The following is a 24,736-nucleotide window of genomic DNA, read 5'->3' as shown; positions in this document are numbered from 1 at the left end:
GTTAATCGGGTGCCCGGATTGTGAATTCGAGGCGGATTGAAGCGCGACCCCAAAAAGGCCATGCTTTGCCTGGAAAGATCGAGTCTACGCCGATCCCGCTGATGCGGAGATGGCGCCTGGCTGAAAGGGATATGATGCGGCAAGGACGTGCGCGCTGGCTGACAAGGCTGGCAATTGTGACGGGCATGGCGATCTCGGCTTTGCCGGCCTATGCCAAGCAAACCACCGAACCGGTCAAGATCACGTCGTTTTCGGGCGCTTATCTGGCGGCCCGGATCGCCGAGGGCGACAACGACCTCGACAGCGCCATCGCCTACTACAAGCAAGCATTGGCCTTCGACCCGAGCGACACCGGCCTGCAGCAGAGCCTGATGCTGTCGCTGATCGCGCAAGGGCGCTTCGACGAATCCCTGGTCTATGCCGACAAGCTCAAGGAAGTGCCTGACGTCGAGCGTTTCTCGCGCTTGGCGCTCGCCGTCGATTCCTTCCACAAGAAGGATTTCACCAAGGCGCAGTACTGGCTCAAGCTGTCGCTGGAATCCGATCTCGACCGGTTGATCTCCGGGGTTATGTCCGGCTGGGCGCAGCAAGGCGCCGGCGAGCCTGCCGATGCGATGGCGTCCATCGACAAGCTGCAGGGGCCGGATTGGTTCGGCCTGTTCAAGTCGTTCCACCGCGCCCTGATCGCTGATGCATCCGGCATGCCCGAAAAGGCCGAGGCGATCTATGCCGCGACCATGCAGGATACCGCCGCCGGCGGTGCCGCTCCCGAAACCTGGATGCGCAATGCCCAGGCCTACGCCTCGTTCCTGGTCCGCAAGGGCGACAAGACCAAGGCGCTGTCGGTGCTCGACCAGGCCGAGGCGTTTTCGCCGGGCAAGCTGGAAATCGTCGCCTTGCGCGACCGAATTGCAAAAGGCGACAAGATTGCGCCGCTGGTTGCCGGCCCATCCGATGGCGCCTCCGAAATCCTGCTCGACCTCGCCACCGCGCTCAACCGTGGCGGCGGCGAGCCCTTCGTCCGCCTCTATCTGCAATATGCGCTTGCTTTGAAGCCTGACAGCGACGCTGCCCTTGTGCAACTCGCCGCCGTGTCCGAGCAATTGAAGGACGGCGAAGGTGCCATCGCGCTCTATCGCCGGATTCCCGCCGCTTCGCCGCTGAAGGAGCTTTCGGACCTGCAACTCGGCCTCAATCTTGCCGATCTGGACCGTCACGAAGAGGCGATCACCCATCTGAAAGCCTTGGTCGACGCCCATCCCAATGACATGCGCGCCTATCTGGCGCTCGGTGGCGTCTATTCCTCGAAGGACGATTTCCGTTCGGCCGCCACTCTCTACGATAAGGCCGTCGAGGTGCTGAAGGCGCCGACCGCGGCCAACTGGAACATCTTCTACCAGCGCGGCATCGCTTATGAGCGTCTGAAGGAATGGCCCAAGGCCGAGCCGAACTTCCGCAAGGCGCTGGAACTGTTCCCCGACCAGCCGCAGGTGCTGAACTATCTCGGCTATTCCTGGGTCGACATGAACATGAACCTCAAGGAAGGCCTGGCGATGATTCAAAAGGCCGTCGACCTCAGGCCGAGCGACGGTTACATCGTCGATTCGCTGGGTTGGGCCTATTTCCGCCTCGGCAGGTTCGACGACGCGGTGCGCGAAATGGAACGCGCCGTGTCGCTGAAGCCGGAAGATCCGGTTCTCAACGATCACCTCGGCGATGCCTACTGGCGCGTCGGCCGCAAGCTGGAAGCCACCTTCCAGTGGAACCAGGCTCGCGACCTGAAGCCGGATCCCGATGTGCTGGCCAAATTGCAGCAGAAGCTGATGAAGGGCCTGCCGCCGATCGAGTCCAACACGGCGCAGGAAACTCCGAAGGTCAAGCCAGAGCCGGTGCCCGCCCCGAAGGGGTGACGTCAGCCATTTGAATTCAAGGCGAACGGGGCTCTTTTCGGAGTCCCGTTTTCGTTTGAACCGGATTCGGCTGGCTGCCTCAGAAGAGCTTGCGATAGACGACGAAGCCGGAGTGTTCGGCGACCTTGTCGTAAAGCTTCATCGCCGTGTGATTGGTCTCATGCGTCAGCCAGTATACCCGGCCTGAGCCGGCCGCCTGCGCGCGCTCGTAGACGCCCTCGATCAGCGCCCGTCCGATGCCTTTGCCACGCGAGGCCTGCGTGGTGAAAAGGTCCTGCAGATAGCAATTCGGCGCGATCGCCGTGGTGCTGCGATGGAAGAGATAGTGCACAAGGCCGAGAAGCTGTCCCTCGCCTTCGGCCACCAGCGCGTGGACCGGCTCATAGGCATCGAAGAAACGAGACCATGTCATCTGGTTGATCTCACCCGGCAGGGCCGTTTCGCCCGAGCGGCCATAAAATGCATTGTAGCCGTCCCACAGCGGCAGCCATTGCTCGAAATCCTGTCGCGCGACAGGGCGGATGACGATCGGGCTGGGCATGGCTGAAACCTGTTGTCGTTGCTGCACAGGCGAACAGAGCGCAGGCCCGAGAGATGGGCAATGGGCCAGCCCCTGCAAAGCTGTCGGCGCGACCGCATCGGCGTGCTTTGCTTGACGCTTTGCTGCCGGGTCTCTAGGACGTGCCGGCAGCTAGCCTGTGCTGTCGAGGCCATCCGTGACAATTGAAATCCCCGCCCATATGCATCCCAGCCGCTCGTTCCAGGGGCTGATCCTGACCTTGCACAACTATTGGGCGGCCTATGGCTGCGTCATCCTGCAACCCTACGACATGGAAGTCGGCGCCGGCACCTTTCATCCGGCAACGACGCTGCGCGCGCTCGGCCCAAAACGCTGGAACGCTGCCTATGTCCAGCCCTCGCGCCGCCCCAAGGACGGGCGTTATGGCGAGAACCCGAACCGGCTGCAGCATTATTACCAGTACCAGGTGATCCTGAAGCCGAACCCGCCCAATTTGCAGGAACTCTATCTCGGCTCGCTGGCGGCGATCGGCGTCGATCCGCTGCTGCACGACATCCGCTTCGTCGAGGATGATTGGGAAAGCCCGACGCTGGGCGCCTGGGGTCTCGGCTGGGAATGCTGGTGCGACGGCATGGAAGTCTCGCAGTTCACCTACTTCCAGCAGGTCTGCGGCATCGAATGCGCGCCGGTGGCCGGCGAACTCACCTACGGGCTGGAGCGACTGGCCATGTATGTGCAGGGCGTCGACAATGTCTACGACCTCAATTTCAACGGCCGCGAAGGCGCCGACAAGGTCACCTATGGCGATGTCTTCCTGCAGGCCGAGCAGGAATATTCGCGCCACAACTTCGAACACGCCAACACGGCGATGCTTCTGCGCCACTTCGAGGACGCCGAGGCCGAGTGCAAGGCGCTGCTCGATGCCGGCGCGCCGGCATCGAACGACAATCTGCCGATGCATCGCATGGTTTTCCCGGCCTACGACCAGTGCATCAAGGCCAGCCATGTCTTCAACCTGCTCGACGCACGCGGCGTGATTTCGGTCACCGAGCGGCAGAGCTATATCCTGCGGGTGCGCAATCTGGCCAAGGCTTGCGGCGAAGCGTTTCTGAAGACGCAGGCGGGTGGCTTGGCGGCCTGAGCTTCAGGCCCGCTTCATCATCTCGAGGGAAACGTTGATCGGCGGTACGGCCTGACCGCTGGCACCGTCGATCGTGCGCAATGCCTGCCGCACACCCGGCATCGAGAAGGCGCCGTGACCCTGCGCCGTGAAGCAGGCGCCGAGCGCGAGGATCTGCAGAAGTCTGGATGCCGTTTTCATGGTCGTTGAGCCAATAGTTTCCTGCCTGAGCGTGGGTCGCTTCAGCGCTGCGTTCGGTTCATGGAAATCTTTGATCCAAGGACGGGTGGCATCGCCTCGTCCCGACAGGGCGGCCAAAATTTCTGGAAATGGGCGCAAATCGGCGATCGCCGCGCCATTCGCTTCCGGAGCCATGAAATCAAAAACGAACTGGATTCCGCGCTCGATACGATCTATGCGGCGGTGGAAGAAATCACACCTTGGCCCGCTAGACGCTGAAGGTGCTTGAGACCGAGACGCCGCCACCCCACCCCGGCGCTAACGCGCCGACCCTCCCCATCGAGGGGAGGGTGAGGAGCTACCATGCCTGACCTGCTTCTAGAACTTCGCTCCGAGGAGATTCCCGCCCGCATGCAGCGCAAGGCGGCGGGTGATCTCAGGAAGATGCTGACCGACGGTCTGGTCGAGGCGGGGCTGACCTATGAAGCGGCGCGCGAGTACTGGACGCCACGCCGGCTGACGCTCGATATCAGGGGTCTCACCGCGCGCTCGAAAGATATAAGCGAAGAGATCAAGGGGCCTTCGACATTAGCGCCTGAACAGGCGGTCCAAGGTTTCCTGCGCAAGGCCGGACTTTCCTCGATCGCCGAGGCCCATGTCCATTCCGATCCGAAGAAGGGCGATTTTTATGTCGCCCACATTTCGAGGCCGGGCAAGGCGGCGGAAGAGATCATCGCCGAACTGGTGCCGGGGATCATCCGCAATTTCCCGTGGCCGAAATCGATGCGCTGGGGGCCGGCCTCGGCCAAGCCCGGCTCGCTGCGCTGGGTACGGCCCCTGCAATCGATCCTGTGCACGTTCGGCCCGGAGACCGAGGAGCCTGTCGTGGTCGATTTCGAGATCGACGGTATCCGCTCCGGCAACACCACCTATGGCCACCGTTTTCATGCGCCTGACGCCATCACGGTACGCCGCTTCGACGACTATGTTTCCAAGCTGGAAGCGGCCAAGGTCGTGCTCGATGCTGATCGGCGCAAGGAGATCATCCTTGCCGATGCCCGCAATCTCGCCTTCGCCAACGGGCTTGACCTGGTCGAGGACGACGGGCTGCTGGAGGAGGTGTCCGGGCTGGTCGAATGGCCTGTCGTGCTGATGGGCGAGTTCGAGGAGGCATTCCTGGCCATTCCAGCCGAAGTGATCCGACTGACCATTCGCGCCAATCAGAAGTGCTTTGTGACGCGGCCGCAGGGTGTCGACGACGCGCTTTCCAACCGCTTCATCCTCACCGCCAATATCGAAGCCAGGGATGGCGGCAAGGAGATCGCCCACGGCAACGGCAAGGTGGTGCGCGCCCGCCTGTCCGACGCGCTTTATTTCTGGACGACCGACCAGGGCGATTTGCCTGACCTGGCTGAGCTCGAGGCATCGGCGGAAAAATTCGGGCTTGATCTCAAGAAGCCGCTCGACCAGCGCATGGCCCGCCTCGACCATCTCGGCGTGACTTTCCACGCCAAGCTCGGCACGCAGGGCGAACGGGTGGAGCGGATCAAGCGATTGGCGGAAGAACTGGCGCCGATCGTGGCGCAGTCAATCTCCCCCCTTGAGGGGGAGATGGCCGGCAGGCCAGAGGGGGTCGCCGCGCGTGAAGCGCCGGCGTCCTCTGACCGCGATGGGGCGTCGCATCCGGTCGTGCCGACCCCCTCTGTCGCCTTCGGCGACATCTCCCCCTCGAGGGGGGAGATTATCGCGCTCGCAGGTCGTGCCGCCGTCTTGGCCAAGGCCGATCTCACCACCGAAGTCGTCGGCGAGTTCCCGGAACTGCAAGGCGCGATGGGCCGCAAATATGCGCTTCTTCAGGGTGAGCATGTTTTGGTCGCCGCTGCAGCGGAGGAACACTACAAGCCGCAAGGCCCGTCCGATCGCGTACCGAGCGATCCGGTTTCAATCACAGTGGCGCTTGCCGATAAGCTCGACACGCTGGTCGGTTTCTGGGCAATCGACGAAAAGCCGACTGGGTCGAAGGATCCCTATGCGCTGCGTAGAGCGGCGCTGGGTGTGGTGAGGATTTTGATCGAGAATGCCGTATCATCTTCCCTTCGGCACCAATTGGCGAACGCCCTTTTTGGCTTTATGTTCAACCAGGGCGCTCGCTTCTCGGCAGTTTGGAGAGCTGAAGACGGAGGTGAATTCACGACGGGAGTTGGTTCATCTCGTGACCTCCTCGATAAGCGCTTCGTCGGTCTCAGCTCAGAAGTGGCTGGGTCGAGCCAGGACCGCCCAGCTGCGCAGTTGATCCCCGACCTCATCGCCTTCTTCCACGACCGCCTCAAGGTCTACCTCCGCGACCAAGGCGCTCGACACGATCTCATCGATGCCGTCATCACGCCGCAGTCCGACGACCTGCTGCAGATCGTGCGCAGGGTCGAGGCGCTGGGCTCCTTCCTCGACACGGAGGACGGCAAGAATCTGCTCGCCGGCACCAAGCGTGCGGCCAACATTCTGGCCGCCGAGGAGAAGAAGAAAACGGCGGTGGCCGAAACCGTTGAGTCGGCACTTTTGCGCGAGGATGCCGAGAAATCGCTGTTTGCGGCGGTGAATCAGGCTGAGAAGCAGGCCGGCGAAGCGATTCAAAACGATGACTTTTCCGGCGCCCTGCTGGCGCTTAGCGTATTGCGCGAGCCGGTTGATTCATTCTTTGAGCATGTTCTTGTAAACGATGAGGATCAGGCGGTGCGTGCCAACCGCCTGGCGCTGCTCGCTCGCATCCGCGCGGCCACCGGCCAGGTCGCGGATTTCTCCAGGATCGCAGGTTAAGGCGAAGAAAATATTCTCTGCCGCCGGCCGTTCGAGCCGGCTTACAGTCATATGGCGATGATCTCTCCGTGGCAAAAGGGACATGTTCCCCAACCCCACGGAGGCTTCCATGAATTCCGATCACGAAATCGAAGTGACAGAAGAAACCCCGGCTCCCGCCGAGGCGCTTGAATCCGCTTCCGAAACCATTCTCGATCATGCCGCCGCCGCAGCGGTCGAAGCCGCTGAGCTGTCTGACGACGACGAAGATGAAGACGAAGAAGGAGGCGACGAGTCCGCCGAAGCTGCCACGCTCTCGGATGACCACGAAGATGAAGACGAAGAAGACGAGGACGAGGACGAAGACGACGCCGAGGACAGCGTGAAGGCTGAAGGCGACGAGTCCGAAGAAGATGATGATAAGGAAGAAGCGGCCTGATTTTTTCAGCCGCCGAGTCTATCGATGGCAAGGCGGCGCTGAGGCGCCGCCTTCCTATCAGCCGTCCCCGAAGCCGACGGTCAGCCGTCCCTGGCGACGGTCAGTTCTCGAGAATGCTGACGCGCACGCTGTTTTCGTAGACATCGACCTGGATCAGCGGTTCGCCATTGACGATGGCGCGCTTGGTCGAGGAACTCATCGCGCCGCCGCGTTCCAGCATGCGCTGCAGGTCGGCGCGCTGGCCGTTGGTCCTGAACCAGCCATCAGCCTCGTCGTCGCTGTCACGGCGGTGGAATTTGTGCCAGTTGGCGCGGTCCTGCCGCACCATCTGCGCGGCATTGTCCAGCGCATAGCCGTCACTCGCCTGATGGTCGCGATCGGAAATGCGCGCGACATAGGATCCCAGCATATCGTCGGCATGAGCCGCGCCGACGCCAAGCAGTGACGCCAGCAGAAGGCCTGCCCCGGTTACGATTCCAGATTTTCTCATGATCACCCCCCTTTACCCCTAGCGATGAAATCCCGTCTGCCAGAAATACCTAGAACGGGGCTTGCCTGGCAATGGTGCGCCGGGCGCCAGACCACCGTCAAGTCACGCCATCGATGTCGGCTGTCTTTGAGCCGGGGCTATTTGGTGTAGCCGTTGGGAGGCATGCGCTGCCCTGCTGCCGGCGCCGAAGCGCTCGGCGGGGTGGGTTGGTTCTCGGCGTTCCCTGAGGGGGCTGCGGAAGCGGTGGCCGTTGCCGGCGCCGTGCCAGCGGCCGGCGCGGCACCGGCCGCCGGTGCAGCGGTTGGCGCCGGTGCAGGGAAATCGGGACCGGTAACGCCGCCACGAATGACCATCGGGCCTGGCTGGAAGCCGTGCCCGGTCGCGGGCTTGTCCGGGATCGCCGCCACCTTTTCATCGGTGACGTCGGGCTGCGCTTCCCCTTTTGCCACCACCGACAGCGCATCGCTGGCGTTGACCGCATCGGCGGTTCCAGGCTGGTTGGGGGCGCCGATCCTGACGATCGATGGGGTGGAGGATGGCGTGCCTGGAAAAACCAGGGATGACGCCTGGGCTTCGCCGGCCGCAACAGCAAGAATGATACCCAGCAGGATACGCGCAGACACTGATGTCGCTCCCCTTTGCCCAGAAGCTGTTCGATAGCAGGCCGGAATTGATGCCGGCTTTCGCGGAAACATAGCATTTTAGGGATTGATAAATCGCCAATGCTCCTGCTCGCCAACAATAGGGTACCCAACAGCGGCTTGCCCAACGGCCGCCATCGTACTACGCACCCCGCATCTGTGAGGTGACGAGAGTGGCTGAAATACTTGGCTCGGGCGAGGCGCTGGAGCGGGCGCTGGCGCTGCTCAGGGAAGGCGATGTCGTCGCCATCCCGACGGAAACCGTCTACGGGCTGGCCGGCGACGCCACCAACGGCATCGGCGTGGCGCGTATTTTCGAGGCCAAGGGGCGCCCGCGCTTCAATCCGCTGATCGCCCATGTCGCAGACATGGCAATGGCAGAGCGCCTCGCGTTGTTCGATCCGCTGTCCAGGAAACTGGCGCTGGCATTCTGGCCAGGTCCGCTGACGCTGGTGCTGCCGCAACGGCCCGGCAACGGCATCCATCCGCTGGTCACCGCCGGGCTCGATACGATTGCCTTGCGCATGCCGAGGGGCTTTGGCGGCGAGCTGATCGCCAGGCTCGGCCGCCCGCTTGCAGCGCCCAGCGCCAATTCATCCGGCAGGATCAGCGCAACGACCGCGCAAGCGGTGGCCGCCGATCTCGGTGCGCGGATAAAGCTGGTGGTCGATGGCGGCGCGACGCCGATCGGGCTGGAATCGACCATTGTCAAGGCCGAAGGGGACAGAATGCGGCTGCTGAGGCCCGGCGGCATCGCCGCCGAGGAGATCGAGGCGGCCATCGGCATGGAATTGTTGCGCGGCGGCACCGCCGGTATCGAGGCGCCGGGCATGCTCGCCTCGCACTATGCGCCGGGTGCCGCGATGCGGCTCAATGCCGGCGCGGTCGGCGAGGGCGAGGCTTTGCTCGGCTTCGGCGGCCAGAGGGCGCAAGGCTGGCGCCGCGCCGAAGCCTTCCTCAATTTGTCCGAAACCGGTGACCTGCGCGAAGCGGCGAGCAATCTGTTCGCCTATATGCAGGAACTCGACCGCAGCGGCGCGCAAACCATCGCCGTCGAACCTATTCCCTTCGACGGGCTCGGCGAAGCGATCAACGATCGGCTGTCGCGCGCGGCCGCCCCTCGTGACAACACGCAAGCCACATCATAGCTTTCCCCATGACCGAAATTCCAGAGACCCTCGACCCTGTTCTCATCGATCGCTTTGCCGCGATCGTCGGCGACAAGTATGCGCTGCGCGACGAACAGGACATCGCGCCCTACCTCATTGAGCGGCGCGGGCTCTGGCACGGCGCGACATCGCTGGTGCTGCGGCCGGGCAGCATCGACGAAGTCAGCCGGATCATGCGGCTGGCGACGGAGACGGGAACGCCGATCGTGCCGCAAAGCGGCAACACCGGGTTGGTCGGCGCCCAGGTGCCGGACAGGTCCGGGCGCGAAATCGTCCTGTCGCTGTCGCGGCTCAACCGCATCCGCGAGATCGACGTCCTGTCCAACACCGTGACGGTCGAGGCCGGCGTCATCCTGCAGACGCTGCAGGAGGCAGCCGACGCCGCCGACCGGCTGTTCCCACTGTCGCTGGCCGCGCAGGGCTCCTGCCAGATCGGCGGCAATCTTTCCTCCAATGCCGGCGGCACCGGCGTGCTTGCCTATGGCAATGCGCGCGAACTCTGTCTCGGTGTCGAGGTGGTGCTGCCGACCGGCGAGGTGTTTGACGACCTGCGCAAGCTGAAGAAGGACAACACCGGCTACGATCTGAAAAACCTGTTCGTCGGCGCCGAAGGTACGCTCGGCGTCATCACCGCCGCCGTGCTCAAGCTGTTCCCAAAGCCGAAGGGGCGCGAAGTCGCCTTCGCCGGCCTGTCGTCGCCCGAGGCCGCACTTTCGCTGTTCAGCCTGGCCATGGACCGTGCCGGGGCAGCACTCACCGCTTTCGAACTGATCGGCAGACGGCCATATGATTTCACGCTGGCGCATGCCCAGGGCGTGGTGCGGCCGCTGATCGAGGACTGGCCGTGGTATGTGCTGATGCAGATTTCATCAGGCCGTTCGTCGGAGGATTCGCGGGCGTTGATCGAGGACGTGCTCTCGGCCGGCCTTGAACAGGAATTCGTCGGCGACGCCGTCATTGCGGCGAGCCTCGGGCAGGGGGATGCCTTCTGGAATTTCCGCGAGCTGCTGCCCGAGGCGCAGAAGCCGGAAGGCGCCTCGATCAAGCACGACATTTCGGTGCCTATTGCATCGATCCCCCGCTTCATCGAAGAAGCCGCCGGCGCCGTGGCGTCGGTAAGTGCAGGCGCCCGCGTGGTCTGCTTCGGTCATATGGGCGACGGCAATCTCCACTACAACATTTCGCGGCCCGTCGACGGCGATGATGAGGCGTTCCTCGCTCTCTATCACCCCATGAACAAGGCGGTGCACGGTGTGGTGCGCAGCCTGCACGGTTCGATCTCGGCCGAGCACGGCATCGGCCAGTTGAAACGCGACGAACTGATCGCCACCGCGCCGCCGATGGCGATCGATCTGATGCGAAGGGTGAAGGCCGCTTTCGACCCGGCCGGCATCATGAATCCGGGTAAGGTTATCTGAACCTTTCGACAAGTTGCGGCTGGTGGGATTCCGATAACCATCCCTGAGATCAGCAAAATTTAACCGACTTTCTTAAGCGGGGCGGTAAGGAGCCCGCGCTACTGTCTCCCTACAAACGAGGCTGGAAAAACCGGCCCGGAGAGAACCGGACACCGGCTCTCAGGAGACAGACAGGAAGGCCACTCTATGAACACCGGACTGAAGCCAGTCTGGGCGGGACGCAACATGCGTCTCGACCCATTTCGCCTGCCGCAAGTGGTGAGCTACGCGACTCGCGACGACTACGGCGATGTAACCTTCACCATCGACCAGCGCGGCGCCGTGATCCGCCGCTTGCTCGAGATGAGCGGCCTGCCCGCGATCATCGTTTTGCCCTCCAATGCGTTCCGCGGCGTTGCCGCCCGCGCCATGGAAGACCCGGACGGCAATGTCACGGTGACCCTGGAACTCCTGCACAACGACCCGATGCTGTCGGTGCCGCTGCTGGTGGCCGACGATCTCGACGATGTCGCAGCCGACTGGCGCGCCTGGGCCGACGCTTACCGTCTGCCGATGCTGCTGATCGAATCGGACGGCGTTGCCCGCACCCTGGAAGAATCGCTCGGCGCCGCCATCAAGACGCTGCCGCCGCAGGACCGGCGCAAGGGGCGGATTTCGAACACGCGCCGCCCGCGTTTCCTCGCTCGCCGCAGGGCCGGCGCCCTCGGTCTCAGGCTGGTCATCGACGGCCAGGAGATTATTTCGAGGGATTAGCCTTCTTCTCCCCGTCACTATACGGGGAGAAGTGCCCCGCAGGGCGATGGGGGGCAGCGCCGACCTAAGTGTTCGGCCACCACTTTAAGACTTAGTGGTATGCGTTGTGTCGCCGATGAATCTCTTGCCTCCCCTCCAAGGTCGGCGCTGCCCCTCATCCGGCTGCCGCCACCTTCTCCCCGTATAGGGGACGGGGAGAAGGAGACTAAACCAGCGGCTTCAGCGCCACCCACACAGCGCCGCCGATCAGACCAAGGAAGATCAGCCAGCCGACCTGGTTGTTCGACCTGAACAGCCGCAGGCATTGGTCCGGATTGTCGATGTCCAACACGGCGATCTGTCGGGCCATATGGGCGCCGGCGGCGATCAGTCCGGCCAGCGCCACCACCGGCGCTTGCGCCGACGCGAAGGCGATGGCGAAGCAGATCAGCGCGCCGCCATAAAGCCCGGCCAGCCACGATTTGGTGTTATCGCCAAACAGGCGTGCCGTCGAGCGCACGCCGACAATGGCGTCATCTTCCTTGTCCTGATGTGCGTAGATCGTGTCGTAGCCGATCACCCACAGGATCGAGCCGATATAAAGCATGATGGCAGGCCCATCGAGATCGCCGAACTCGACCGCCCATCCCATCAGCGCGCCCCAGGAAAAGGCAAGGCCAAGCACCAGTTGCGGCCAGTTGGTTATCCGCTTCATGAATGGATAGATGGCGATGACCGCCAGTGAGCAGATGCCGAGCAGGACGGCGAAGCTGTTGAACTGGATGAGCACGACGAGGCCGACCAGGGCCTGCAGGACGAGAAACAGCCATGCCCGCCGGCGCGTCGCCTTGCCCGACGGCAACGGTCGCGAGCGCGTGCGCTCCACCTGGCTGTCGATGTCCTCGTCGACGAGGTCGTTGTAGGTGCAGCCGGCGCCGCGCATGGCGATGGCCCCGACCAGGAACAGCACGAGATACAAAGGCGCCGGCAGCAGTGAGAGCAGCGGGTCGCCCGGACGCGGATAGGCGCTTGCCGCCAAGGCTGCCGACCACCAGCACGGCCACAGCAGCAACTGCCAGCCGATCGGCCTGTCCCATCGAGCAAGCTGCGCATAGGGCCATATCGAGCGCGGCAGCACGCGGTAGACCCAATGGCCGTTCGGCGCATCGGCGACACGGCCCTGGGCCGCTTTCGACTGGATATTTTCCATGTCCATGGAGTGGCAGCAGCGGCAGAAACCGTCAAGCGGCAAGCGGGAGAGTGGTGCCCGTCAGCCTTTCACGAGGCAAAGATGTCGCGGGTGGCGAACCAGTCCCTGGCCACCTCGACGAAGGCCAGCGCCGCATTCGACACACGCTGATGCGTGTCATAGGTCAGCAGGATCCGCTGCATGGGCAGCGGATCGGACAGCGGCTTGCAGATAAGCGGCAGGCCGTCATAGCTGCGGTCGCCGTGCGGACGGGTATAGCTGACCGCGACGCCGAAGCCGTTGGCGACCATGCTACGCTGCAGTTCGAACGAGCTTGTCGTCGTATCGGCCACCGGCGAGAGGCCGCGGCTGCGGAACAGGTCGAGCATGTGCTGCCAACTGTGCGGCTGATCCGTCGTGATCAGCGGATAGGCGGCCAGATCGGCAAGGCTGACCGTTGGGCGGTCCGCCAGGGCATGGCCTGCCGGCAACAGCGCGTGTGGACGAAGTTCGCGCAGCAGGATGCGGGCGAAATGCGTCGGCAGGCTGAGATCATAAGTCAGGCCGAGATCGATGGCCGCATCCCCCAGCCGTCGTCCCAGCGTCTCGAACGTCTCGTCGCGAACGACGATTTTGACGGCCGGATAGCGTTCGGAGAAGGCGCGGATCAAAGCCGGCGCGAAGAACGGCGCCAGATCCTCGAAGCATCCCAGCACCAACTCACCGCTGACAGCCGATTTGCTTGAACCCAGGCCGACGAGTTCGTCCGTTTCGGTGAGAACCTGCCTTGCCTTGGCCACGACGGCGCGGCCGAACGATGTCGGCGACACGCCGCTTCCGCGCTGGCGGACGAACAGCTTCTGGCCGAAATTCTTTTCGACCGCGTCGATCGCCACCGAAATCGACGGCTGCGAAACGTTCAGCATCTTCGCCGCCCCGGTGACGCTGCCATGACGCGCCACGGCGACAAGATAACGCAATTGGGTGAGGGTCACATTCATAGGGTTATCCTATGTACCAAATGGAAAGTTATTATTTTACTGAATGAAAGAGGGTTGCGATAGTCCGTTCATTCCAAGAGGAGAACGCCATGGCTTCCCAAGCTGCCAGCCACACTTCCAACGCCTCCATGATCGATGCGGGCACCATCGCCGACTATCAGCGTGACGGCGCTGTCTGCATTCGCGGCGCCTTCAAGGGCTGGGTCGACACGATTGCCGCCGGCATCGAACGCAACATGCAGAACCGCAGCGCCACCGCATCCGACATCGCCAACGGCCGCGGCAGTTTCTTCGATGACTACTGCAACTGGGAGCGCGTCCCCGAATTCGTCAGCCTGGTGCGGGGTTCGCCAGCCGCCGAACTGGCGGCGGCGGTGATGCAGTCGCGGACCGCGCAGTTCTTCCACGATCATGTGCTGGTCAAGGAACCCGGCACGCAGAAGCCGACGCCCTGGCATCAGGACATCCCCTACTATTTCGTCGATGGCCGGCAGACGGTGAGCTTCTGGATCCCCATCGACCCGGTGAAGGAAGCGACGCTGCGGCTGATCGCCGGCTCGCACAAATGGGACAAGATGATCCTGCCGGTGCGCTGGCTCGACGACAGTAATTTCTATGCCGGCGAGGGCGACTATCTGCCGGTGCCCGATCCCGACAAGGATCCGTCGATGAAGGTGCTCGAATGGGAAATGGAGCCGGGCGACGCCATCCTGTTCGACTTCAGGACCGCGCATGGCGCGCGCGGCAACCTGACCGCGGCGCGGCGCCGGGCGCTGTCGCTGCGCTGGGTGGGTGACGATGCGCGCTATGTCGAGCGGCCGGGCCGCACCTCGCCGCCCTATCATGGCCACGGCATGCAGCCGGGCGAGAGGCTGCGCGAGGACTGGTTTCCGGTGGTCTACCAGGGCTGAGCGGCAGCCAGAAAATCGACGCCGATGTGCGCCGCCGATTTTCGGCTGGGGTAACGTTCCCGTGCGCAATTCCCATCAATGCGCCCGGATGCCTTGACCCGTCGCCCAGAGAGCAATAGCGGGTGCTCTAACGGATAGTCGGCATCAAGAGGTGGCCATGAACGTTCTTCTTCTAGGCTCCGGCGGCCGCGAACATGCGCTCGCCTGGAAGATCGCCGCATCACCGCTGCTGACCAAGCTCTATGCGGCTCCCGGCAATCCGGGCACCGGCAGCGAGGCTGAGCTGGTGAAGCTGGATTTAGCCGACCATGCCGCCGTGGCCGCGTTCTGCCGGGAGAAAAAAATCGACCTCGTCGTGGTCGGCCCGGAGGGGCCGCTGGTCGTCGGCATTGCCGACGATCTGCGCGCGCAAGGCATTCGCGTCTTCGGACCCTCCAAGGCTGCCGCACAGCTGGAAGGATCGAAAGGTTTCACCAAGGATCTCTGCGCCCGCTACAACATCCCGACCGCCGCCTATGGCCGTTTCAGTGACCTGGCCTCGGCCAAGGCCTATGTCGAAAAGACCGGAGCACCGATCGTCATCAAGGCCGACGGGCTCGCTGCCGGCAAGGGCGTCACCGTCGCCATGACGCCCAGTGAAGCACAGGCAGCACTCGCTGCCTGCTTCGACGGTTCCTTCGGCGCCGCCGGCGCGGAAGTTGTGGTCGAGGAGTTCATGACCGGCGAGGAGGCGAGTTTCTTCTGCCTCTGCGACGGCACCACCGCACTGCCCTTCGGTACCGCGCAGGACCACAAGCGCGTCGGCGACGGCGACACCGGTCCCAACACCGGTGGCATGGGCGCCTATTCGCCGGCACCGGTGATGACGCCGGAACTGGTCGCGCGCACCATGCGCGAGATCATCGAGCCGACCATGCGCGGCATGGCCGAACTGGGGGCGCCGTTCTCCGGCGTGCTGTTTGCCGGGCTGATGATCACCGACAAGGGACCGAAGCTGATCGAATACAACACCCGTTTCGGCGATCCGGAATGCCAGGTGCTGATGATGCGGCTGAAGGATGATCTGCTGGTCCTGCTCAATGCGGCGACCGACGGCCAGCTTGCGCATACTTCGGTGCGCTGGCGCGACGAGGCCGCGCTCACCGTAGTAATGGCGGCGAGAGGCTATCCCGGCACGCCGGAAAAAGGCTCGGTCATCCGCGGCGTCGAAGACGCGGCGAGCGACGGCGTCCAGATCTTCCACGCCGGTACCGCCATCAATGGCGGCGCGCTGGTTGCCAATGGCGGCCGCGTCCTCAACGTGACGGCATCAGGCGCCACGGTCGGCGAGGCACAGAAACGAGCCTATGCCGCGCTTGACCGCATCGATTGGCCGGACGGGTTCTGCCGCCGCGATATCGGCTGGCAGGCCGTAGCGCGCGAACAGGGAACCTGAAGTTCCGCATTGGCTCACCGCTGGCCGCGATCGAGTTCGGTGGAAGCGGTGCTGAGTGGATCGGACACGGCAAAGGCAGCGTCGAGTTGTGCGGGTGAACGCCGTTCGGTCCGCTTCCAGGCGACATATTGGACAATGCCGAAGCTTGGCCGTCGCGGCACCGTCTTCACGACTGGCATGCGGAAGCCGTCGCGGAAACGGGACCAGCGTGTGCCCAACGCTGTAACCATGTCCTCGAGAGTCGGCGGCGCGGCCACAGACGCATAGGTGATGGTGACATTGCCGGCGAGGCCGGCCTCGCGTGAAACCGGTAGCGGTATCGAGGCGAGATAGTCCGGCGGCACGTCGATAAGCCCACCGAAGGGCCATTGCGCGCGCAGCGTGGCGGCGTCTGTCGGCGCGACATTCACGTCTATGTCGTTAGGCGTGCCGGCAACCCTGTAAGGGCAGCGGAAACGGCCGCAATTGGCTTGCGCCGAAAACTGCCACAGCGCGTAGCCTTGCCAGTTGCCCATCGGAAAATGCACGTCGATGTCGTTGGTGTAGCGCGCATACCAAAGCGGCAGCCGCGACAGGAGCCGGTATCGGTAGCTGTTGTCGGCAATGTAGCGGGCGGTCTTGCCGTTGGTGTACAGCACCGGGAAACGGCCGATGCGCCGATGCACCTGGCGTACGAACTCCTCGGCATCGTCGAGCGACATCCATTGCGAGGGGTCATTGCCCTCGATGTCGAGAGCCATGAGATCGTCCGGCGCAGGCTCGGCGAAATCGAGGAAATTGTTCGCCTGCTCGACCGGATTGCCGGGACGGGCAAGGTGATAGGCGCCCCATTTCAGGCCGAGTGCCTTGGCCACCACCCGGCGCGTCTGGAACAGTTCGCGCGTCACCGCATGACGTTTCCACAGCGCCTTGCAAAGCTTTACCTCAATGTCGTTGCCCAGGCAGAAATAGGCCGGCGGCATGCCGTCGGAGGCCTTGTTGATGAAGCCGACGACCCGCTTGTCGGTGGCGAGCTGGGCCCAGTCGATGGAATTATATTCGTAGGCATCGACGACCAGAGCGCGGTCGGCGTTCTTCCACGGCTCAGAAAAATCGGAGGCCGTTGCCGCCGTCGAAAGCGCCATCGTCGCCGCAAGAGCGAGGATCGCCAGCGCATGCCGGCCAAAAGTATGCAGCGGTTTTGGGGCAACGACAGGCACAGGAAACAGAGGCTTGAAGGGTGTCGGTACGACACTCTTCAAGCGGCGAAGGAGGTGCGCCGTCCTTTTCAAAACAGGGAATCCCCGTTGATCAAAAACAAATCCTGAACGGCTATGGTTAAGGAAGTGCTTTCGGGGGCTGGCTCCCAGAAGAGCTGGCGACGCATCAGCCGCTAAAATTCAAACGGGTCAGGCGCCGGCTCTTGCCGCAGCGTGCCTTCGGCGGCGCGTTTGCGGTGGTGGGCGAGCGAGCATTGCGGCGAGCACAAAATGCCGCGATCCGACCAGTAGGCGGCACCATGGTCCAGTCTGCCCCCATGGTAGCAGAACCCCTCCGCTCGATAGGGCAGGCCGCATTCGATGCAGCGGTAGGCGTCGAGTCTGGCAAGCATGGGCGGTTCCGGTTGGCTGGTTCTGATTGCATCGCCGGTCGACTTGATCCGGCATGGGTTGAACTTAATACGCGCCGCCGCGATTGCAAAATCCGCGTGACAAAATTTGACGTTTACGTAAAAAGAAGATGGGAGACCGCTGATACGGCGGGTGGTTTTGCAGCGGCACCGGTTCTAGGGTTGGGCAGGCCGATGCAATCAGGAGGAGTGGGCGGCATGTATAGGGCACCGGTCGAGGATATCGCCTTCACGCTCAAGCACGTGGCCGGCATGAAGTCGGCGCTCGATGCCGGCACCTTCGGCGATCTCGGCGAGGACCTGGTCGATGCCGTTCTGGGTGAGGCCGGCCGTTTCGCCACCGAAGAGGTCGCACCGCTCTACACGATCGGCGATCGGCAGGGTGCGGTGCTGAAAGGCGGCGCCGTCACCACGCCGCCCGGCTGGAAGGAACTCTATCGCCGCTGGATCGATGGCGGCTGGAATGCGCTCACGGGGCCTGAGGAATATGGCGGCCAGGCGCTGCCGACCATGCTCGGCGTGGCCGCGCTCGAAATGTGGAACTCCGCCGCCATGGCTTTCGGCATCGGCCCGACGCTGACCATGGGCGCGGTCGAGGCGCTCGACAAACACGCCTCCGAAGACCTCAAGGCCAAATATCTCGAAAAGCTCGTCTCCGGCGAGTGGATGGGCACGATGAACCTGACCGAGCCGCAAGCCGGCTCGGATCTCGCCGCCTTGCGCGCCCGCGCCGAGCCGGCGGGTGACGGCAGCTATCGCATCTTCGGCCAAAAAATCTTCATCACCTATGGCGAGCACGATTTCACCGACAACATCATCCATCTCGTGCTGGCAAGGCTGCCCGATGCGCCGGCCGGCACGCGCGGCATATCGTTGTTCCTGGTGCCGAAATTCCTGGTTGGCGACGATGGCGCGCTCGGTGCCCGCAACGACGTCTTCTGTTCCGGACTTGAGCATAAACTCGGAATCCATGCCTCGCCGACCTGCACCATGATCTATGGCGACGGCTTCGAAGGGGCCGAACCCGGCGCCGTCGGCTGGCTGATCGGCGAGGAGAACAAGGGGCTCGCCTGCATGTTCACCATGATGAACAATGCGCGGCTTTGTGTCGGCACGCAGGGGGTGGCGGTCGCGGAAGCCGCAACGCAGAAGGCGATCGCCTATGCCAATGAGCGCCGGCAGGGCAAGGCCGCGAGCTACACTGGCACGGGTATGGCGCCTATCGTCCATCACCCCGATGTCCAGCGTAACCTGTTGACCATGAAGGCGCTGACCCAGACCGCACGCGCCATCAGCTATTCCTGTGCCCACGCCATCGACATGGCCCGTGTCTCCGCCGGTGACGAGGCGGCATACTGGCGCGATCGCGCCAATCTGCTGACGCCGCTGGCCAAGGCGTTCTCGACCGATATCGGCGTCGAGGTTGCCTCGCTCGGCCTCCAGGTTCATGGCGGCATGGGCTTCATCGAGGAGACGGGAGCGGCCGCCTTCTATCGCGATGCGCGCATCGCACCGATTTACGAGGGCACCAACGGTATCCAGGCGATCGATCTGGTGATGCGCAAGCTACCGCTCGGCGGTGGCGACCATGTGCATGGCTACATCGCCGAACTGGCTGATATGGCCGCAGCGGTGCGGACCTCGAACATGCAGGATTTCGGCCGCACCGCCGACGCTCTCGACGCGGCACTTGGCGATCTCAGCGAAGCGACCCGCTTCCTGCAAAAATTGGCGGCCGAAGGCCGGCAGGACGAGGCGCTGGCAGGCGCCACGCCCTATCTCAGGCTGATCTCGCTTGCCGCCGGCGGCGCCTATCTGGCGCGCGGTGCTCTTGCCGATCACAACCGCATAGCGCTTTGCCGTTTCTTTGCCGAAAACCTGCTCGGCGAGGTCAGCGCCTTGAGGGCGCGCGTCATCGATGGCGCCGAAAGCCTCGCCGCTGCCGGCAAGACGCTCGTGTCTGCCTGACGTTTCACAAGGAAAACACCGTGACAGACCATATCCTCGTCGAGCGCCAGGGCGCCATCCAGATCATCCGCATGAATCGGCCGGACAAGAAGAACGCGCTGACGCGCGCCATGTATGCGAAAATGTCAAAAACCCTGGCCGAGGGGAACGCCGACCCGGCGATCCGCGTCCATGTCTTTCTCGGCGTGCCCGGCGCCTTCTCCTCCGGCAACGACCTTGCCGACTTCATGGTCGTCGCCACCGGCGGCGACGGCGGCACCGAAGTCTGGGATTTCCTGATGGCGCTGGCCAAGGTCGAAAAACCCATGGTCTCCGGCGTCGACGGAATCGCGGTCGGCATCGGCACGACGCTCAACCTGCATTGCGACCTGACTTTCGCTACGCCACGCACCGTGTTCAGGACGCCTTTCGTCGACCTGGGCCTTGTGCCTGAGGCGGGATCGAGCCTGCTGGCACCGCGCATTCTGGGCCAGCAAGCCGCTTTCGCGCTGCTCGGTCTTGGCGAGGGTTTTTCGGCCGAGCGCGCCAAGGCCGCCGGCCTGATCTACGAGGTGGTCGAGGAAGCAGCGCTGGAGGCTTCGGTATTGGCGGCAGCCGGCCAGATCGCGGCCAAGCCACCACAGGCGCTGAAGATCGCGCGCAACCTGATGCGTGGTTCGCGCGACGATCTCCTCGCCCGCATCGGCGAGGAAAGCGACCATTTTCGCGAGCGGCTGAAGTCCGGTGAGGCGCGCGCCGCGCTCACCGCGTTCATGACGAGAAAGAAGGCCTGAGCCTCAGGGATAAAGCCGTGTCTTGTCCCAGCCGTCCTTCGCACTGCGCGTAAAAACGAGCCGGTCGTGCAGCCGGAACGGCCTGTCGTGCCAGAACTCGATGGTGCTGGGCACGATGCGGAAGCCGGACCAGTGCTTTGGCCGCGGGATTTCGCCGATCGGATAGCGTGCCGTGTATTCCGCCACCGCTTTCTCCAGCGCAAAGCGGCTTTCCAGCGGCCGCGATTGTTTCGAAGCCCAGGCGCCGATGCGGCTGCCGCGCGGCCGTGTCGCATAGTAGGCGTCGGCTTCGGCGTCGCTGACGATCTCCACCGGTCCGCGAATGCGCACCTGGCGGCGCAGCGACTTCCAATGGAAACACATCGCCGCCTTCATGCTGCCAAGAATCTCCTGGCCCTTGGCGCTCTCGAAATTCGTGTAGAAGACAAACCCGCTTTCATCGAACCCCTTGAGCAACACCATACGCACATCCGGCATGCCGTCGGCATCGACGGTCGCCAGAGCCACGCCGTTGGGGTCGTTCGGCTCGCTTTTCCTGGCGTCGTCCAGCCATGCGGCAAAGAGGCGAAACGGCTCGGCAGCCTCGGTAAAGTCACCGCTTGTTAACTCAGTGTCACTCATAGTTTTTCTCAAATTGTCACGAAGCCAAGATTCTTACAAAACCAAGATTCTTTACGAAGCAAGGGGGAGGCTGCCGATTGTCGCGTATCGCGCAAGCTTTTGACAGCAGGCAATGGAGCGTTATCGCTTCGGCCAGCGCGAAAGCCGCGATTGTGGCGGTCGCCTTGCCGCTTGCCGCGTGTGGCGCCGGCGGCTTCAGCCTGGAAAAAGCCGAAGTCGACCGCTCGATCCTGACCAGCAGCACGTCTGCTTCGGGCGCGCCGGCCAATTTGGATCGCGACTCCGACCAGACGACGATCGGCAATGCGGTTTCCTCGGCCGACATCGAGCAGCTCGGCGGGCAGGCCGTGCCGTGGGCCAATGCCGGCACCGGTTCGCGCGGTTCCATCACCGACCTGGCGGAATTGAAGGACAACGGCCAGACCTGCCGCCGCTTCAAGGCCTCGCGCGAAAGCTTTGACGGCGTTGCCATGTTCGAAGGCGAACTGTGCCTAGCCAGCGCCGGCGGCTGGCGCATGCAGGACTTCAAGGCACTCTGATTTTCCGCGTCTGATATGCTGCTCCAGCACTGGAATTTCTTCCTATGCGAGCGCATATAGGTGGCACAAGAGACTCAACTCTACTCCAGGGCAGTAAGCACATGCGCGACCCCTATGAGGTGCTGGGCGTTGCCAGGAACGCATCGGCCAAGGACATAAAGTCGGCGTATCGGAAACTCGCCAAGAAGCATCATCCGGACCAGAATCCGAACGATCCCAAGGCGAAGGACCGTTTTGCCGCGGCCAACCAGGCCTACGAGATCGTCGGCGACGAAAAGAATCGCGCCGCTTTCGATCGCGGCGAGATCGACGCCGACGGCAAGCCGCGATTCCAGGGCTTTGAGGGCGCTGCCGGTGGCGGCGATCCCTTTGGCGGCTTTCGCCGTCAACAGGGTCCGGGCGGTTCGCGGTTCGAATTCCGCTCCGGCCGACCGGGTGGCGATCCGTTCGACGGCAACAGCGACATCTTCAGCCAGATTTTTGGCGACACTTTTTCGGGCGCGCGCGGTCCCGGCACGGGCGATCGCCGCCAGCAGGCGACAGCAGCCGATCTGAACGTGACGCTCGACGTCACCATCGAGGAAGCGGCGACCGCCGAAAAGGTGACGGCGATGTTCCCCGACGGCCGCAAGGTGGCGGTCAAGCTGCCGGCCTATGTCGAGGACGGCCAGACCATCCGCCTCAAGGGCCAAGGCGAGCAGGGGCCGGGCCAGCCAGGCGACGCGCTGGTCAAGATCCATCTGCGCCGACATCCACGCTACCGCATCGAGGGCCGCGACCTGCACGCCGATCTGCCGGTGGTGCTGGCGGATGCGGTGCTCGGCGCCAAGGTGCCGGTCGAGACGCCGACCGGCAGGCTTGCGGTCAACATTCCTGCCTGGTCGAGCTCCGACAAGGTCCTGCGGCTGAAGGGCAGAGGCCTGCCGGAAAAGGCCGGCGGCCACGGCGATCTCTACGCTCATGTGCGTATCATGCTGCCGGAAGGCGGCGACAGCGCGCTCGAAGAGCTGTTGCGCGGCCAAAAAGGCTGATCGGCGGCTTTTGTCCCCCGAACTGTCCGGTTTGGACGCTTGAAGGGGCTCTGTGCCTGTGCGATAGGGCAACCCACAAAGCTGAAATCTTGCGGAGAGCGCTCACATGGCGGGTGGACAGGGCCTAATGGCCGGCAAGCGCGGCCTCATTCTTGGCGTCGCCAACAATAGGTCGATCGCCTATGGCATCGCCAAGTCGTGCGTCGACCATGGCGCCGAGATCGCGCTGACCTATCAGGGCGAGGCGTTCAAGAAGCGCGTCGAGCCGCTGGCGGCGGAACTGGGCGCCTTTGTCGCCGGCCATTGCGACGTCACCGATCCGGCGAGCCTGGACGAGGTTTTCGCCAATGTCGCCAGGCACTGGGGCAAGCTTGATTTCCTCGTCCACGCCATCGCCTTCTCCGACAAGGATGAACTGACCGGCCGCTATGTCGAGACGACGCGCGACAATTTCCTGCGCACCATGGACATTTCGGTCTATTCCTTCACCACCATAGCCAAGCGCGCCGAGGCGCTGATGACCGATGGGGGCTCGTTGCTGACGCTGACCTACTACGGCGCCGAAAAAGTGATGCCGCACTACAACGTCATGGGTGTCGCAAAGGCGGCGCTCGAGGCCAGCGTGCGCTACCTGGCGGTCGACCTCGGCGCCAAGAAGATCCGCGTCAACGCCATCTCGGCCGGCCCGATCAAGACGTTGGCCGCCTCCGGCATCGGCGATTTCCGCTACATCCTGAAGTGGAACGAGTACAATTCGCCGCTGAAGCAGACGGTCACGCAGGAGGAAGTCGGCGATTCCGGCGTCTATTTCCTGTCCGACCTGTCGCGCGGCGTCACCGGTGAAGTGCACCACGTCGATTCGGGCTACCACGTCGTCGGCATGAAGGCGGTCGACGCGCCTGATATTTCGACGGTCAAGGACTAACGCCCGGCCAACCGTCGTCCGTCCCGATCCCGCACCGGAAGACCTGATGTACCCGCTGGTTTATATCGCGCGCCACGGCCAGACCGCGTGGAACGCCGAAATGCGACTTCAGGGGCAGGCCGATACCGATCTCAACGCTCTTGGCCGCGAACAGGCGACCGGCAACGGGCTTCGGCTAGCCGCGTTGGTCCCAAATCCCTGGGAATTCGATTTCCTCGCCAGTCCGATGAAACGGACGCGCGAAACGATGCAGCGTATTCGCGCCGCGATGAAGCTCGATCCGGATGCCTATCGAACCGATCCGCGCCTCGTCGAAGTCAATTTCGGCGATTGGCAGGGATTTACCTTTCCCGAGCTCGAGACAGGATATCCCGGAGCAAGCAGGACGCGCGCTCTGGACAAATGGAACTTTCAGCCGCCCGGCGAAGGTGCGGAGAGCTATCAGATGCTGCTCGAACGGGTGAGGCCATGCTTCGACGCGATCGAACGCCAGACGATATGCGTGACCCATGGCGGCGTCATGCGCACCTTGTTTCGCTTCGTTCTGGGGCTGGCCGAGGACGAGGCCGCGAACCTGGAAATACCGCAGGATCGCCTGCTCAAGCTCGAAGGCAAGAGTCTGGAGTGGCTTTAATGCATGTCGCCCAAAAGTGGCCCCGGTTTTGGGAGAACGACATGCATAAAACAAAGACCTAAAGCGGGTCGCCTGAATCCGTTCAGACGCGACACGCTTTAGGCCATTGGCAGGCGGCTCGGCGAAAGCTGAACCGCAAACACAGCATTCAATTGAGGTTGGAAGCTCTAGTTGGCAGAGCTGTCCGGCAGTTCCATGTCGGTGACGATGTTTTCGCCATTGGTCACATCGTAGGCGATGACGATGTCCATGCCCGGCTTCAGCGCGTCGAGATCGGTCTCGGCGTTCAGCTTGTAGGACTTGCCGTCATCCAGCGTCAGCGTCGCCGTATCCTTGTCGATCTTCTTGATCAGGCCTTCGGTCTGGCCGGCGAAAGCGGCGGTGGAAAGCAGCAGCGTGGCGGCAATGGCGCCAATCAGGGTACGCATGATCGTTCCTCTTTATCATTGCGCCGGCATGGCGGCGGGCGTTCAACGGCGGATGGAGCAGAGCAGAAACCAACCGAATGTGTCAAAACTAAATCCGCCAGATCACAGTTTGACCCCTGTGAAAAACGCCAATAGAAGGCAACCTACAGCGCCGCGCGTCCTCTTGGACGCGCAAAGGACGCTGTAGCATTGTTGATTTTGCGCATGATCCTTTCCGAAAATCGCTCCGATTTTCGGGGTCATGCGCCAAGCCGGCTCCG

The 24,736-nt window shown here is 63.3% G+C and carries 25 protein-coding genes; 15 read left to right on the top strand and 10 right to left on the bottom strand.

The window, feature by feature from the left end:
• Positions 1–134: 134 nt before the first annotated feature.
• Positions 135–1,910, top strand: a complete 1,776-nt coding sequence (locus EOB80_RS14905; protein WP_127328420.1) for a tetratricopeptide repeat protein — start codon at positions 135–137, stop codon at positions 1,908–1,910.
• 79 nt (positions 1,911–1,989) lie between these two features.
• Here EOB80_RS14905 and EOB80_RS14900 read toward each other — a convergent pair whose 3' ends face one another.
• The gene (locus EOB80_RS14900) at positions 1,990–2,451 is read right to left on the bottom strand and encodes a GNAT family N-acetyltransferase (protein ID WP_127328418.1); all 462 of its coding nucleotides are present in this window, start codon (positions 2,449–2,451) and stop codon (positions 1,990–1,992) included.
• Positions 2,452–2,650: 199 nt separating this feature from the next.
• Here EOB80_RS14900 and EOB80_RS14895 point away from each other — a divergent pair, with 199 nt between their 5' ends.
• The gene (locus EOB80_RS14895) at positions 2,651–3,571 is read left to right on the top strand and encodes a glycine--tRNA ligase subunit alpha (RefSeq protein ID WP_174800366.1); all 921 of its coding nucleotides are present in this window, start codon (positions 2,651–2,653) and stop codon (positions 3,569–3,571) included.
• Positions 3,572–3,574: 3 nt separating this feature from the next.
• Here EOB80_RS14895 and EOB80_RS14890 read toward each other — a convergent pair whose 3' ends face one another.
• Positions 3,575–3,925 (bottom strand): hypothetical protein, encoded by a 351-nt coding sequence (locus EOB80_RS14890; RefSeq protein WP_127328416.1) that lies wholly within the window; start codon positions 3,923–3,925, stop codon positions 3,575–3,577.
• 168 nt (positions 3,926–4,093) lie between these two features.
• Between EOB80_RS14890 and glyS the strand changes: the two genes are divergently transcribed.
• The gene (gene glyS, locus EOB80_RS14885) at positions 4,094–6,544 is read left to right on the top strand and encodes a glycine--tRNA ligase subunit beta (RefSeq protein WP_127328414.1); all 2,451 of its coding nucleotides are present in this window, start codon (positions 4,094–4,096) and stop codon (positions 6,542–6,544) included.
• Positions 6,545–6,653: 109 nt separating this feature from the next.
• A complete protein-coding gene (locus EOB80_RS14880) occupies positions 6,654–6,962 on the top strand; it encodes an ATPase (protein ID WP_127328412.1) in 309 nt (102 codons plus the stop codon).
• Positions 6,963–7,062: 100 nt separating this feature from the next.
• On the opposite strand, the gene EOB80_RS14875 is transcribed toward EOB80_RS14880, so the two are convergent.
• Together EOB80_RS14875 and EOB80_RS14870 are read right to left on the bottom strand one after the other, a co-directional pair.
• Complete coding sequence (locus EOB80_RS14875; protein ID WP_127328410.1) at positions 7,063–7,452, bottom strand: hypothetical protein; 390 nt, start codon at positions 7,450–7,452, stop codon at positions 7,063–7,065.
• 137 nt (positions 7,453–7,589) lie between these two features.
• Positions 7,590–8,075, bottom strand: a complete 486-nt coding sequence (locus EOB80_RS14870) for a hypothetical protein (RefSeq protein ID WP_127328408.1) — start codon at positions 8,073–8,075, stop codon at positions 7,590–7,592.
• Positions 8,076–8,266: 191 nt separating this feature from the next.
• Between EOB80_RS14870 and EOB80_RS14865 the strand changes: the two genes are divergently transcribed.
• The 3 genes from EOB80_RS14865 (at position 8,267) to EOB80_RS14855 (ending at position 11,433) form a co-directional block, all read left to right on the top strand.
• The gene (locus tag EOB80_RS14865; RefSeq protein ID WP_127328406.1) at positions 8,267–9,241 is read left to right on the top strand and encodes an L-threonylcarbamoyladenylate synthase; all 975 of its coding nucleotides are present in this window, start codon (positions 8,267–8,269) and stop codon (positions 9,239–9,241) included.
• 8 nt (positions 9,242–9,249) lie between these two features.
• Positions 9,250–10,680: an FAD-binding oxidoreductase gene (locus tag EOB80_RS14860; RefSeq protein WP_127328404.1), complete on the top strand. Its 1,431-nt coding sequence runs from the start codon at positions 9,250–9,252 to the stop codon at positions 10,678–10,680.
• A 186-nt stretch (positions 10,681–10,866) separates the two neighbouring features.
• The gene (locus EOB80_RS14855; RefSeq protein WP_127328402.1) at positions 10,867–11,433 is read left to right on the top strand and encodes a DUF6101 family protein; all 567 of its coding nucleotides are present in this window, start codon (positions 10,867–10,869) and stop codon (positions 11,431–11,433) included.
• Positions 11,434–11,638: 205 nt separating this feature from the next.
• Here the strand turns inward: EOB80_RS14855 and ubiA are convergent, their stop codons facing one another.
• Both ubiA and EOB80_RS14845 read right to left on the bottom strand, forming a co-directional pair.
• A complete protein-coding gene (gene ubiA / locus EOB80_RS14850) occupies positions 11,639–12,622 on the bottom strand; it encodes a 4-hydroxybenzoate octaprenyltransferase (protein WP_164749081.1) in 984 nt (327 codons plus the stop codon).
• Positions 12,623–12,690: 68 nt separating this feature from the next.
• Positions 12,691–13,602, bottom strand: coding sequence for a LysR family transcriptional regulator (locus EOB80_RS14845; protein WP_127328400.1), 912 nt, complete (start codon positions 13,600–13,602; stop codon positions 12,691–12,693).
• Positions 13,603–13,691: 89 nt separating this feature from the next.
• On the opposite strand from EOB80_RS14845, the gene EOB80_RS14840 reads away from it, so the two are divergent.
• Both EOB80_RS14840 and purD read left to right on the top strand, forming a co-directional pair.
• On the top strand, positions 13,692–14,513 hold the full coding sequence (locus tag EOB80_RS14840; protein WP_127328398.1) for a phytanoyl-CoA dioxygenase family protein: 822 nt from the start codon (positions 13,692–13,694) through the stop codon (positions 14,511–14,513).
• Between the two features lie 157 nt (positions 14,514–14,670).
• A complete protein-coding gene (gene purD, locus EOB80_RS14835) occupies positions 14,671–15,948 on the top strand; it encodes a phosphoribosylamine--glycine ligase (RefSeq protein WP_127328396.1) in 1,278 nt (425 codons plus the stop codon).
• A 14-nt stretch (positions 15,949–15,962) separates the two neighbouring features.
• Here the strand turns inward: purD and EOB80_RS14830 are convergent, their stop codons facing one another.
• On the bottom strand, positions 15,963–17,072 hold the full coding sequence (locus EOB80_RS14830) for a glycoside hydrolase family 25 protein (RefSeq protein WP_164762618.1): 1,110 nt from the start codon (positions 17,070–17,072) through the stop codon (positions 15,963–15,965).
• Between the two features lie 248 nt (positions 17,073–17,320).
• Entirely contained in the window at positions 17,321–17,539 is a 219-nt protein-coding gene (locus EOB80_RS14825) for a hypothetical protein (RefSeq protein ID WP_127328392.1), read from the bottom strand.
• Between the two features lie 216 nt (positions 17,540–17,755).
• Here EOB80_RS14825 and EOB80_RS14820 point away from each other — a divergent pair, with 216 nt between their 5' ends.
• Positions 17,756–19,525, top strand: coding sequence for an acyl-CoA dehydrogenase (locus EOB80_RS14820; RefSeq protein WP_127328504.1), 1,770 nt, complete (start codon positions 17,756–17,758; stop codon positions 19,523–19,525).
• Positions 19,526–19,545: 20 nt separating this feature from the next.
• Positions 19,546–20,298 carry a crotonase/enoyl-CoA hydratase family protein gene (locus tag EOB80_RS14815; protein WP_127328390.1) on the top strand — a complete coding sequence of 251 codons (753 nt, stop codon included), beginning with the start codon at positions 19,546–19,548 and terminating at the stop codon, positions 20,296–20,298.
• Positions 20,299–20,301: 3 nt separating this feature from the next.
• On the opposite strand, the gene pdxH is transcribed toward EOB80_RS14815, so the two are convergent.
• Positions 20,302–20,919 (bottom strand): pyridoxamine 5'-phosphate oxidase, encoded by a 618-nt coding sequence (gene pdxH / locus EOB80_RS14810; RefSeq protein WP_127328388.1) that lies wholly within the window; start codon positions 20,917–20,919, stop codon positions 20,302–20,304.
• 77 nt (positions 20,920–20,996) lie between these two features.
• Between pdxH and EOB80_RS14805 the strand changes: the two genes are divergently transcribed.
• The 4 genes from EOB80_RS14805 to EOB80_RS14790 all read left to right on the top strand — a co-directional run bounded on the left by EOB80_RS14805 (position 20,997) and on the right by EOB80_RS14790 (position 24,048).
• Entirely contained in the window at positions 20,997–21,458 is a 462-nt protein-coding gene (locus EOB80_RS14805; protein ID WP_127328386.1) for an RT0821/Lpp0805 family surface protein, read from the top strand.
• Positions 21,459–21,559: 101 nt separating this feature from the next.
• A complete protein-coding gene (locus EOB80_RS14800) occupies positions 21,560–22,489 on the top strand; it encodes a J domain-containing protein (protein ID WP_127328384.1) in 930 nt (309 codons plus the stop codon).
• 106 nt (positions 22,490–22,595) lie between these two features.
• Positions 22,596–23,414 (top strand): enoyl-ACP reductase FabI, encoded by an 819-nt coding sequence (fabI, locus tag EOB80_RS14795; protein ID WP_127268175.1) that lies wholly within the window; start codon positions 22,596–22,598, stop codon positions 23,412–23,414.
• 46 nt (positions 23,415–23,460) lie between these two features.
• Positions 23,461–24,048, top strand: coding sequence for a histidine phosphatase family protein (locus tag EOB80_RS14790; RefSeq protein WP_127328382.1), 588 nt, complete (start codon positions 23,461–23,463; stop codon positions 24,046–24,048).
• 167 nt (positions 24,049–24,215) lie between these two features.
• Here EOB80_RS14790 and EOB80_RS14785 read toward each other — a convergent pair whose 3' ends face one another.
• Positions 24,216–24,476 (bottom strand): DUF1344 domain-containing protein, encoded by a 261-nt coding sequence (locus tag EOB80_RS14785; RefSeq protein ID WP_027035965.1) that lies wholly within the window; start codon positions 24,474–24,476, stop codon positions 24,216–24,218.
• Between the last annotated feature and the right edge of the window lie 260 nt (positions 24,477–24,736).

The organism is Mesorhizobium sp. M7A.F.Ca.MR.245.00.0.0, from assembly GCF_003997415.1.
Classification (GTDB): domain Bacteria; phylum Pseudomonadota; class Alphaproteobacteria; order Rhizobiales; family Rhizobiaceae; genus Mesorhizobium.
The sequence above is the reverse complement of the archived record's forward strand: the minus strand, read 5'-3'. Positions and strand labels throughout refer to the sequence as shown.

Coding starts and splice junctions, on each gene's coding strand:
- glyS (WP_127328414.1), top strand. CDS start 4,094: ATGCCTGACCTGCTTCTAGAACTTCGCTCCGAGGAGATTCCCGCCCGC.
- EOB80_RS14845 (WP_127328400.1), bottom strand. CDS start 13,602: ATGAATGTGACCCTCACCCAATTGCGTTATCTTGTCGCCGTGGCGCGT.
- EOB80_RS14900 (WP_127328418.1), bottom strand. CDS start 2,451: ATGCCCAGCCCGATCGTCATCCGCCCTGTCGCGCGACAGGATTTCGAG.
- EOB80_RS14790 (WP_127328382.1), top strand. CDS start 23,461: ATGTACCCGCTGGTTTATATCGCGCGCCACGGCCAGACCGCGTGGAAC.
- EOB80_RS14855 (WP_127328402.1), top strand. CDS start 10,867: ATGAACACCGGACTGAAGCCAGTCTGGGCGGGACGCAACATGCGTCTC.
- EOB80_RS14890 (WP_127328416.1), bottom strand. CDS start 3,925: ATGGCTCCGGAAGCGAATGGCGCGGCGATCGCCGATTTGCGCCCATTT.
- ubiA (WP_164749081.1), bottom strand. CDS start 12,622: ATGGAAAATATCCAGTCGAAAGCGGCCCAGGGCCGTGTCGCCGATGCG.
- EOB80_RS14895 (WP_174800366.1), top strand. CDS start 2,651: ATGCATCCCAGCCGCTCGTTCCAGGGGCTGATCCTGACCTTGCACAAC.
- purD (WP_127328396.1), top strand. CDS start 14,671: ATGAACGTTCTTCTTCTAGGCTCCGGCGGCCGCGAACATGCGCTCGCC.
- EOB80_RS14875 (WP_127328410.1), bottom strand. CDS start 7,452: ATGAGAAAATCTGGAATCGTAACCGGGGCAGGCCTTCTGCTGGCGTCA.
- EOB80_RS14785 (WP_027035965.1), bottom strand. CDS start 24,476: ATGCGTACCCTGATTGGCGCCATTGCCGCCACGCTGCTGCTTTCCACC.
- fabI (WP_127268175.1), top strand. CDS start 22,596: ATGGCGGGTGGACAGGGCCTAATGGCCGGCAAGCGCGGCCTCATTCTT.
- EOB80_RS14830 (WP_164762618.1), bottom strand. CDS start 17,072: ATGGCGCTTTCGACGGCGGCAACGGCCTCCGATTTTTCTGAGCCGTGG.
- EOB80_RS14905 (WP_127328420.1), top strand. CDS start 135: ATGCGGCAAGGACGTGCGCGCTGGCTGACAAGGCTGGCAATTGTGACG.
- pdxH (WP_127328388.1), bottom strand. CDS start 20,919: ATGAGTGACACTGAGTTAACAAGCGGTGACTTTACCGAGGCTGCCGAG.
- EOB80_RS14820 (WP_127328504.1), top strand. CDS start 17,756: ATGTATAGGGCACCGGTCGAGGATATCGCCTTCACGCTCAAGCACGTG.
- EOB80_RS14825 (WP_127328392.1), bottom strand. CDS start 17,539: ATGCTTGCCAGACTCGACGCCTACCGCTGCATCGAATGCGGCCTGCCC.
- EOB80_RS14880 (WP_127328412.1), top strand. CDS start 6,654: ATGAATTCCGATCACGAAATCGAAGTGACAGAAGAAACCCCGGCTCCC.
- EOB80_RS14800 (WP_127328384.1), top strand. CDS start 21,560: ATGCGCGACCCCTATGAGGTGCTGGGCGTTGCCAGGAACGCATCGGCC.
- EOB80_RS14840 (WP_127328398.1), top strand. CDS start 13,692: ATGGCTTCCCAAGCTGCCAGCCACACTTCCAACGCCTCCATGATCGAT.
- EOB80_RS14860 (WP_127328404.1), top strand. CDS start 9,250: ATGACCGAAATTCCAGAGACCCTCGACCCTGTTCTCATCGATCGCTTT.